Genomic DNA, 9,155 nt, shown 5'->3' with positions numbered 1-9,155 from the left:
TCCGGTCACCTCACTCCGTACCCGGCCGTCGTGCACCGCGAGCACGCCGGCGGTGATCTCGTCGTCGGGGTCGATGTGCAGGGCGCCGTCGGCGGTCAGGTGCGCCAGCAACGCCGTCACGTTCCGCGCGTACGCCGCGGACGCGGCCGGCGCCATCTGCGACGGCAGGTTCGGCGCACCGATCACCGTCACGCCGTTGTCGGTGCGCACCGTCTCCTCCGGTACGGACAGCGCCACGTTCCCGCCGTCCGGCGACGCCGCCAGGTCGACCACGACCGAACCCGGCCGCATCGCCTTGACCGCCTCCTCGGTGACCAGCAGCGGCGGCCGGCCGCCCGGCACCTGCGCCGTCGTCACCACCACGTCGTGCCGCGCCACGTGCGCCGCCAGCGCCTCCTGCTGGGACCGCTGCTCGTCGGCGCCGAGGGCGCGCGCGTACCCGCCGGTGCCGGCGCCGTCGACCGCCCCCGCCAGTTCCACGAACTCGGCGCCCACCGACTCGACCTCGCCCCGGCTCGCCGGCCGTACGTCGTAGGCGCGGACCACCGCGCCGAGCCGCCGTGCCGTACCGATGGCGGACAGTCCGGCGACGCCGGCGCCGAGGACGAGCACCTGCGCCGGTCGCGCGGTGCCCGCCGCCGTGATCAACATCGGGAAGTACCGCGGGTACGCCGAAGCGGCCACGAGTACGGCCTGGTAGCCGGCCACGTTCGCCTGCGAGGTCAGCGCGTCCATCGGCTGCGCCCGGCTGAGCGTCCGGGGCAGTCCGTCCAGGCTCACCACGGTGACGCCGGCGGCGGCCAGCGCGGCCATCAGCCCGGTACGCACCCGCGGCGCGTACAGGCCGACCAGGGTCTGTCCACTGTGGACGCTGTCGGCCAGGTCGTCCGGCGGCGCGCCGACCGACAGCACGACGTCCGCCTCGGCGTACAACGTGGGGCGGTCGACGAGGCGCGCCCCGGCCTGCACGTAGTCCGCGTCCGGGCAACACGCCGCCGCGCCGGCCCCGCGCTCGACCAGCACCTCGGCGCCCAACCGCGACACCGCCTCCGGTACGACCGCGACCCGGTTCTCCCCCGGACCCTCCCGCACCACACCGATCCGCACGGGGCCTCCCGACAGAACCGTCTTAACGGGACGCTTGTCACGCTATCCCTATCGAGACGGCCGCGCGAGCCCCGTCCACCTGCGGTGACGCCCACTTCAGGCGGGCGGGTTGAACAGCCAGACGACGTCCGTGGCGCCGTGGTGCCCGTGCACCGCCACGACCTCGTCCACCGAGTTCCACACCCCGAGCTGGTAGATCCCGGTGGTGACGCCACGCCAGCGCGTCACCACCGGTCCCCCGGGAAAGCTCAACCCGAACAACACCACGCCGGTACCGGACTGGCCCGTGAGGTCGCGGTGCCGCCAGAGTACGAACAGGCCCGGCAGCTCGGCACCGGTCACCGCGGGCAGCGCGGTCGCCGGTGCCGGCGACCCCCCTGCCCGCCCGTACGACCGGCACGCCTCGACCGTCGCCAGGTACGCAGGCTCCAGTACGGCACCGATCTGGTCCACCACGTCGGCCGGATCGCCGCCGGCACGTAACCGGGCGGCACCGGCCGTCGCGGCGAGCGCCAGTTGGTGCAGTCCGTCGGCGAGCGCGTCGATCTCGGGGCGGGCGGAGGGGTCCGCCAGCCTCACTCGACCAGCCCCGCACGCAACGCCAGGGCGACGGCCTGGGTACGCCGCCGCGCGCCGAGCTTGTCGTACAGCCGGCGCACGTGCGTCTTGACCGTGTCCGCGCCGATGCTCAGCTCCTCGGCGATCTCCTCGTTCGTCAGGCCCTCGCACAACGAACGGAGCACCTGCTGCTCCCGACCGGTCAGCCGGACGATCGGACCGGACGGGCGGCGCGCGGGAGGACGCAGCCCACCGCTGGCGGCGCCCGCGACGGCGGCCAGCAGCGCCTCGCCGTCGTACCCCACGTCCACCACGATCATCGTGGTACGCGGGGACCGCCGCGGCCCCAGTACGGAGATGGGGTCGCGGACGAAACGGCAGTCGACGAGGACGACGTCGGCCTGCTGCCGGGCGTACCCGGTGAGGGCCTGACGCGGGGTGGTGGCGAGGCGGACGAGATGGCCGCGGCCGAGGCCGCAGAGCCGCTCGGCGAGCAGCCGGGCAGCGGGTCCTGGTGGTACGCAGGCCAACACGGTACGGGTCGGTCCCGGGGCCGTGTCGGGTCGCGCCGGGAGCGTGGCAACGCTCATCGCATGTCCCTTCCGGTGACACGTCGGGTGTCGCCGCTTTCCGGGCGGGCGGTCCGTACCACCGTCACGTCCGACGGGCGTAGGTCAGATCAGTGACGCCGCCGCCGACGGTGATGGAACGGAAGATCTCCGCGATCAGCCCGGCCCGCGTGGCGCGCGTCCGCGCCGCCGCACGCTCGGGGGCGATCCGTGAGGTCTCCCGCCATACCCGTGCCTCCAACGCCTCGGCGGACAGCGGGACCATCCGGCAGCCGCACCTGCACGCGTACGACCGCGGCCCACCCACGGTCTGCAACGGCAGGACGGCCTCCCCGCAACCTGCACAACGCAACATTCCGCGCAGCAGATACGGGTCGGTGGCCCAGGAACCGGTCGGCTCGACCGTGACCGTACGCACCATCACGCGTCGCCCCCGAACGGGACGAACGCGTACCACCGGGGATCGTCGCCGAGAGCGGTGAGGACCTCGGCGGCGTGGCGGCGTGCGGTGCAGTCGCGTCGACCGCAGGCAGGACAGTGGCCCGACGTACCCGGACGATGCTTGTCGTACACCTCGACAGCCATCCGGTGGAGCCGGGCTCCGGTGCGCCGGACGACACGGTCGGCCGGCAGATGTGAAGGAATGGCCGCAAAGCGTCGGCGCACCCCGAACCGTCGAGGTGAGGAGCCGGATCGCGACCGCATGACAGAACCCCCGCAAGGGCAACACATGGTGCCTGAGCCGGTCGTGTGGAGCAGTACGGCCGGGTCGGCCGGACGTCGGATTCGACCGTCACGGTTCCCTTGACTGTCCAGACACTGCCACCAGTCGCAGTCGGTCGCAAGCGGATCGGCCGCGTTGCGCGGTCCTTGTCGCCACAAAGGGTGAACGGGCGGACACGCGGGGGTGGGAACCCGCACCCCACCCACCCCCTGACGCGTTACTTCTCGCCGAAGCTCCCCGCTCGTACGCCGCCGACGAAGGCATGCCACGACGCCTCCGCAACGGCAAGGACCGGCCCGCGCCGGTCCTTCGAGTCACGTACCCGGATCGTGCCGTCGCCCGTTGATCGGACCTCGACACAGTTCTGATCGGCGCTCCCGCTACGACTGGACGTGCGCCACTGGGTAGGCGTGCTCATCGACCCTGAGATCCTTTCCGCCGGCCCGACAGTCGCGTGCCGGCCGTGTGACCCGGTGCGACCCCCGTGTCGAACCGTCAGTCGATTCGAGCATTACCCACCGCGGTCACAACAGACAAGGGCGCCGATCCGACACCGACCGGCAGTACGCGGGAGACACCGGAGGCCGGCGACCAGAACGGTCGCCGGCCTCCCTGCCGTACTCGGGGAGTCAGCCGTCCAGGCGCCCCGACCGGACCTCCGCCACGAACGCCGCCCACGCGCCCGGTACGACCGCCAGCACCGGACCGGAGCGGTCCTTGCTGTCGCGTACGCCGACGGCGGCGGGGGCGCCCGCCACTTCGACGCAGTTGTCCGTCGTGTTGCCGCTGCGGGACGACTTCCGCCAGGTGCCGTAGCCGCTGACCAGATCAGCCATGTCGATCAACTCTTCCGCTCGGATGCCTTCGCGAAGTGCTCGGCCTGCTCGGCCAGGAACCTCGCGCTCTCGTCCACGGACAGCGCGGCCTTCTCCAGTCGGCTCCAGAGCTCCAGGTACGGCCGCACCTCGGACTCCTCGATGTAGACGTAGTCCTCGATCTCCGTGTCCACCACGGCGACCGTGGGGTCGCCGGGATCAGGGTACGTATAGAGCGAAAAGGGCGAGCGAGGCAACCACAAATCGCCCAGATCCGCAACGATCGGGAGTACCCTGACCGCGGTACGGCCGTCCGCCGTCGAGGCGTCCGCCAGCGTGCGCAGCTGGTGCGCCATCACCGTCGGCGAGGCCGCGGCACGCCGGATCACCAGCTCGTCCAGGATCGCGTGGTACGACGGGCCGCCCGGTCGGCGCAACACCTGCTGGCGCATCATCCGGGCGTTGACGCCACGGTCGATGTCGTACCGGCCCTTGCCGGACTGCTGCCACTGGTACGCGGTCAGCTCCCCGCGCGGCCGGATGTACTCCGGCGTCTGCAGCACCCCCGGCACCACGAACAGGTTGTACTCGCGCACCTCGGCGGCGCCCGACTCCAGGTTCACGTACACCATCTGGCGTTCGCCGAGACCCTCCCGGTACGACTCCCACCAGCCGGACTTGGTGGCCTCGTCGGCGATCTGGAAGAGTGCGTGCCAGTGCGGGTCGGGCAGTTCCAGCGCGGTCAGTACGGCGGCGACGTCCGCGACGTTGGTGAACGGGTGGCCGTTCTCCAGCATCGAGATCTTCTGCCGGTTGAGTTTGGCGCGCGCGGCGAGCTGACTCGACGACAGTCCCGCGTCGTCGCGCAGGCGGCGCAGTTCCTTCGCCAACCGCTTCCGCCGTACCAGCGGACTGATCATCCCGGCTCTCCTGACACAGGCGAATGCCTCACTGTCGTACGTCGTGCGACATGCTCCGCGCAACCGACACGCCCACGCAAGCCGCCCGCCCCCGAACGCGGGACACGCCGTACTCCTCCCGGTGGCGTGTCGCGGCCGGGGTCACTACGCTGCTGCCGACGACCAATTCGTCGGCAATGACGCCACGGAGGAGCACATGTCAAAGGACGCTCCGGTGCGGGTTCCCGGTCGGGAGAACCCGGACCGCGTGCCCACGACCGTCCTGGTCGCGGCCAACGACCGCCTCCAGGAACTCCGCAGCCTCCTCACCGCCACCGCCACCCCGTCGCGTACCGAACGGGAAGCGGAAGCCGCCGCCCCGCCGCGGTAGTACGGTGCGCGCGCGGCGATGTGTCATCGTTGCGGCGTGAGTGACGAGGCGGTACAGGCGGTGCGACTGCGGGCGCCGCGACACCGGGTCAGCCGACGCGCGATCGGATACTGGACGGTCCGGGCGGGTCTCGGCTGGCTGGTCCTGCTCGCCGCGCAGATCGTGGCGCTGGTACTCGGCTGGTCCTGGCTGCGCGACTGGTGGACCGTGACCGTGCCGGTGACCGTACTGCTGGCCGCGGTGCACCTGATCGTGATGCCGCAGTGGCGTTACCGGGTGCACCGGTGGGAGGTCACCACCGAGGCGGTGTACACGCAGGCCGGCTGGTTCAACCAGGAGCGGCGGATCGCGCCGGTGTCCCGGATCCAGACGGTGGACACCGACCGCGGACCGTTCGAGCAGGTGTTCCGGCTCAGCAACGTCACCGTCACGACCGCCTCGGCCGCCGGCCCGCTGCGTATCGACGGGCTCGACCGGGAGACCGCCGACCAGCTCGTCGAGCAGCTGACCGCCGACACCCAGGCCGAACGGGGCGACGCGACGTGACCCGCGCCGACGACGTACCGGAGTGGCGCCGGCTGAGTACGCGGATGCTGGTGATCCATCCGGTGCAGGCGCTGATCCAGTCCGTCCCGGCCCTCGCCGGCCTGCTCATCGCCGGTACCACCAGCGGAAACGGTCCGTTGTGGGGTGCGCTCGGCGCGGCCGCCGCGGTCGTACTGGGTCTGCTGCGCTGGTTCACCACCCGCTACCGGATCTCCCCCGAGCAGGTCCAGGTACGCCGCGGGCTGCTGCGCCGCCGCGTGGTGTCCGTACCGCGGGACCGGATCCGTACGGTGGACGTGACGGCGCCGCCGATGCACCGGCTGCTCGGCCTGGCCCGGGTGAGCGTGGGCACCGGGCGCTCCGACCGCGGTCGGTCGGACGAGTTGCGGCTCGACGCGCTGGCCGCCCCCGTCGCCGCCGAGCTGCGGGACGAGCTGCTGCACCGGCGTCCGGCCGCGCGTACCGGGGAGGTCGTGGCGGCGGCCGAGGCGCCCGCCGGGCCGCCGACCGGCACGGAGCTGGCGCGGCTGTCACCGCGCTGGATCGGGTACGGGCCGTTCACGCTGTCCGGGCTGGTCACCGTCGGTGTGGTCGCCGCGTTCCTGTCCCGGCTGGTCAACGAGTTCCACGTCGACCCGACGAAGTACGGGGCGACCCGCGAGGTGACCGACCGGGTGCTGCACACCCCCGTGCCGATCCTCGTCCTTGAGGTACTCGTGGTCCTGGTGGTGCTCGCCGCCGTCGCCGGCACCGCCGGGTACGTGCTGGCGTTCTGGAACTTCCGGCTCAGCCGGCTGCCCGGCGGCACCCTGCACATCACCCGCGGCCTGATCACCACCCGCGCCGTGACCCTGGAGGAACGCCGGCTGCGCGGCGTCGAGCTGAGCGAACCGATGCTGCTGCGCGCCGTACGCGGGGCTCGGTGCATCGCCATCGCCACCGGGCTGCGCGTCGGCCGCGGTGCGGAACGGGGCGGGTCACTGCTGCTGCCGTCCGCGCCGCGGGCCGAGGCGCACCGCGTCGCCGTCGCCGTACTCGGGCGTCCCGCGCCGTTCACGGTCCCGCTCACCCCGCACGGGCCGCGCGCCCGCCGCCGGCGGTACACCCGGGCGTTGTGGCCGTGCCTGGTGGTGGTCGCGGCGCTGGCGCTGCTGTGGCTGCTGGTCGGGCTGCCCGGCTGGGTGCCGCAGGCGTCCGTGGTGCTGCTGGTACTGGCGGCGCTGGTCGCGACCGACCGGTACCGGAGCCTGGGGCACGCGCTGGTCGACGGGACGCTCGTCACCGGGCGCGGCAGCCTGGTCCGGCGACGCTGCGCGCTGCCCACCGACGGGATCATCGGGTGGACCGTGCGGCGGTCGTTCTTCCAGCGGCGCGCCGGGCTGGCGACGCTGACGGCCACCACCGCCGGCGGCGAGCAGCGGTACCCGGTGCAGGACATCGCGCTGGACGACGCGACCGCGCTGGCCGACGCCGCGATCCCGGGACTGCTCACCCCGTTCCTGGAGACGGCCGCGGGGCCGGTCCGCAGCACCGTCGAGGCGTGAGCGGTCTCCGACCGGGGTCGTAGCGGGCTCGGACCCTGGTCCGAGGCGCCGCCGCGGGGCCGCCCGCTAGGGTCGGACCGCAGGTCGGGCGACGTCCCGCCGGCGGAACGAGGAGGCGACGGTGGGCGTACGGCGCCCGGTCGAGTGGATCCGGGGGCGGCACTGGACGGGCTGGGTGGGCACCGCGTGCGTGGTGGTGGCCCTGACCGCCGCCGTACTCGGGGCATCCGGGCCGGGACGTACGGCGGTGCTCGCGCTGGCCGCCGGTGCCGCGGTGGTGTGGGTGGTGCTGGTCGCCGACCGGTACCCGGGTGGCTGGCGGCACGTCACGCTGTGCGTGGCCCTCGCCGGTTGCGGTACGGCGATCAGCGCGGTGGCCCCGAACGGCCTCGGCTACCTGCTGGGGTACGTGGCGCTGGTACGGCTCGCGATGCGCAACCCGCACCGCGTCTCCGTACCGGTGGCGGCGGGTGTGCTGGCCGTGCAGGTCGCCGTACTCGCCGCGACGGGTTTCCCGGTGGCGGTCGCCGGCGTGATCGCGCTCGGCGCCGCGTTCGTGTACCTGGTGGGTGACCTGGCCGCGGTGAGCGTCGCGGCCCGCGCCCGCGCGGAGGAACTGCTGGCGCGGGAGGCGGCGGCGCGGGTGGCCGCCGAGCAGGCCGCCGTCCTGCGGGAACGCGGCGCGCTGGCGCGGGAGGTGCACGACATCGTGGCGCACACGTTCGCCGGGCTGGCGCTGCAACTGGAGACGGCGAAGGTGCTCGCGGACCGTACCGGGGCGGATCCTCGGCTGGTGGCGCAGCTGCACCAGGCGCACCGGCTGACCCGGTCCGGCATCGCCGACGCCCGGCGTGCGGTGACGGCGCTGCGCGGCGGCGCCCTGCCCGGTCCGGCGCTGCTGGACGAGCTGGTGGACCGCAGCCGGCGCGAGTTCGGGCTGCCCGTCGACCTCACCGTCACCGGTACGCCCCGGGCGGTCGGTCCGGAGGCCGGGCTGGCCGTGTACCGGACGGTGCAGGAGGCGTTGACGAACACGACGCGGCACGCCGGTCCGGACGCCCGCGCCCGGGTCGCCGTGCACTGGTCCGCCGACGCGCTCGCGGTCGAGGTCACCGACACCGGCGGCGCCCGCGTACGCGCGGACCGGTCCGGCGGGTTCGGCCTGGCCGGCATGGCGGAACGGGCCGAACTGCTCGGCGGGCACCTGTCCGCCGGCCCCGCCGACGACGGCTTCGCGGTACGCCTGCGGCTGCCGCTGCGCTCCCCCGCGCCGGAGGTGCCGGCATGACGCCGATCCGGGTACTCGTGGTCGACGACCAGCGGGTCGTACGCGACGGGCTGACGATGCTGCTCGGTCTGCTGCCGGGCATCGAGGTGGTGGGCACGGCGGTGGACGGCGACGACGCGCTGGCCCGTACGGGCGAGTGGGCGCCGGACGTGGTGCTGATGGACCTGTCCATGCCGCACTGCGACGGGCCGACCGCGACCCGGCGGATCCTCGCCGCGCACCCGCGTACCCGGGTCGTCGTGCTCACCACGTACTCCGACGACGACTGGGTGTTCGCCGCGCTCGACGCCGGTGCCCGCGGGTACGTGACGAAGGACGCCAGCGCGGAGGAGATCCGGCACGCGATCACGACGGTCGCGGCCGGACAGGCGCTGCTGGACCCGAGCGTGCAGCGGCGCCTGCTCGACGGGTACGCGCGCGCCACCCGGCCGCCGACCGACCTCGCCGGGCTGACCGGCCGGGAACTGGACGTGCTGCGGCGGATCGCCGCCGGGCTGTCCAACGCCGAGATCGCCGCCGACCTGGTCATCTCGGAGGCCACCGTCAAGACGCACATCACGCACCTGCTCGCCAAGACCGGCTGCCGGGACCGCGCGCAGCTCGTCGCGCTGGCGTACCGGAGCGGGCTCGCCTGAGCGCTCCGACCCCGGTCGTACGGGGATCTCGGAGCGCGCTCCGACGCGACCGGCACCGCCCGGACCGTACGTTCGCCGG

At 73.6% G+C, this 9,155-nt stretch carries 12 protein-coding genes; 5 read left to right on the top strand and 7 right to left on the bottom strand.

Going from position 1 to position 9,155, the window contains the following annotated elements:
• The 7 genes from Aru02nite_RS14800 to Aru02nite_RS14770 form a co-directional block, all read right to left on the bottom strand.
• Positions 1 to 1,107, bottom strand: a 1,107-nt coding sequence (locus tag Aru02nite_RS14800; protein ID WP_203658079.1) for an NAD(P) transhydrogenase subunit alpha, incomplete at its 3' end; no start/stop codon positions are given.
• 96 nt (positions 1,108 to 1,203) lie between these two features.
• Positions 1,204 to 1,686: a hypothetical protein gene (locus Aru02nite_RS14795; protein ID WP_203658078.1), complete on the bottom strand. Its 483-nt coding sequence runs from the start codon at positions 1,684 to 1,686 to the stop codon at positions 1,204 to 1,206.
• The gene (locus Aru02nite_RS37570; protein ID WP_203658077.1) at positions 1,683 to 2,255 is read right to left on the bottom strand and encodes a helix-turn-helix transcriptional regulator; all 573 of its coding nucleotides are present in this window, start codon (positions 2,253 to 2,255) and stop codon (positions 1,683 to 1,685) included. The genes Aru02nite_RS14795 and Aru02nite_RS37570 overlap by 4 nt, the downstream gene beginning before the upstream one ends.
• A 64-nt stretch (positions 2,256 to 2,319) precedes the next feature.
• Positions 2,320 to 2,499, bottom strand: coding sequence for a hypothetical protein (locus Aru02nite_RS14785; protein ID WP_203658076.1), 180 nt, complete (start codon positions 2,497 to 2,499; stop codon positions 2,320 to 2,322).
• Positions 2,500 to 3,175: 676 nt separating this feature from the next.
• Entirely contained in the window at positions 3,176 to 3,376 is a 201-nt protein-coding gene (locus Aru02nite_RS14780; protein WP_203658075.1) for a DUF397 domain-containing protein, read from the bottom strand.
• 211 nt (positions 3,377 to 3,587) lie between these two features.
• The gene (locus Aru02nite_RS14775; RefSeq protein ID WP_203658074.1) at positions 3,588 to 3,794 is read right to left on the bottom strand and encodes a DUF397 domain-containing protein; all 207 of its coding nucleotides are present in this window, start codon (positions 3,792 to 3,794) and stop codon (positions 3,588 to 3,590) included.
• Positions 3,795 to 3,799: 5 nt separating this feature from the next.
• Complete coding sequence (locus Aru02nite_RS14770; RefSeq protein ID WP_203658073.1) at positions 3,800 to 4,693, bottom strand: helix-turn-helix domain-containing protein; 894 nt, start codon at positions 4,691 to 4,693, stop codon at positions 3,800 to 3,802.
• Between the two features lie 196 nt (positions 4,694 to 4,889).
• Between Aru02nite_RS14770 and Aru02nite_RS14765 the strand changes: the two genes are divergently transcribed.
• The 5 genes from Aru02nite_RS14765 (at position 4,890) to Aru02nite_RS14745 (ending at position 9,076) form a co-directional block, all read left to right on the top strand.
• Positions 4,890 to 5,063 (top strand): hypothetical protein, encoded by a 174-nt coding sequence (locus Aru02nite_RS14765; RefSeq protein ID WP_203658072.1) that lies wholly within the window; start codon positions 4,890 to 4,892, stop codon positions 5,061 to 5,063.
• Positions 5,064 to 5,099: 36 nt separating this feature from the next.
• Positions 5,100 to 5,609, top strand: coding sequence for a PH domain-containing protein (locus Aru02nite_RS14760; RefSeq protein ID WP_239076692.1), 510 nt, complete (start codon positions 5,100 to 5,102; stop codon positions 5,607 to 5,609).
• Positions 5,606 to 7,153, top strand: a complete 1,548-nt coding sequence (locus Aru02nite_RS14755) for a PH domain-containing protein (RefSeq protein WP_239076691.1) — start codon at positions 5,606 to 5,608, stop codon at positions 7,151 to 7,153. The genes Aru02nite_RS14760 and Aru02nite_RS14755 overlap by 4 nt, the downstream gene beginning before the upstream one ends.
• A 121-nt stretch (positions 7,154 to 7,274) precedes the next feature.
• Positions 7,275 to 8,441: a sensor histidine kinase gene (locus tag Aru02nite_RS14750; protein WP_203658070.1), complete on the top strand. Its 1,167-nt coding sequence runs from the start codon at positions 7,275 to 7,277 to the stop codon at positions 8,439 to 8,441.
• A complete protein-coding gene (locus tag Aru02nite_RS14745) occupies positions 8,438 to 9,076 on the top strand; it encodes a response regulator (protein WP_203658069.1) in 639 nt (212 codons plus the stop codon). The genes Aru02nite_RS14750 and Aru02nite_RS14745 overlap by 4 nt, the downstream gene beginning before the upstream one ends.
• The last annotated feature ends 79 nt before the right edge of the window (positions 9,077 to 9,155 follow it).

The organism is Actinocatenispora rupis (assembly GCF_016861975.1).
GTDB classification, from domain to species: Bacteria; Actinomycetota; Actinomycetes; order Mycobacteriales; family Micromonosporaceae; genus Actinocatenispora; species Actinocatenispora rupis.
The sequence above is the reverse complement of the archived record's forward strand: the minus strand, read 5'-3'. Positions and strand labels throughout refer to the sequence as shown.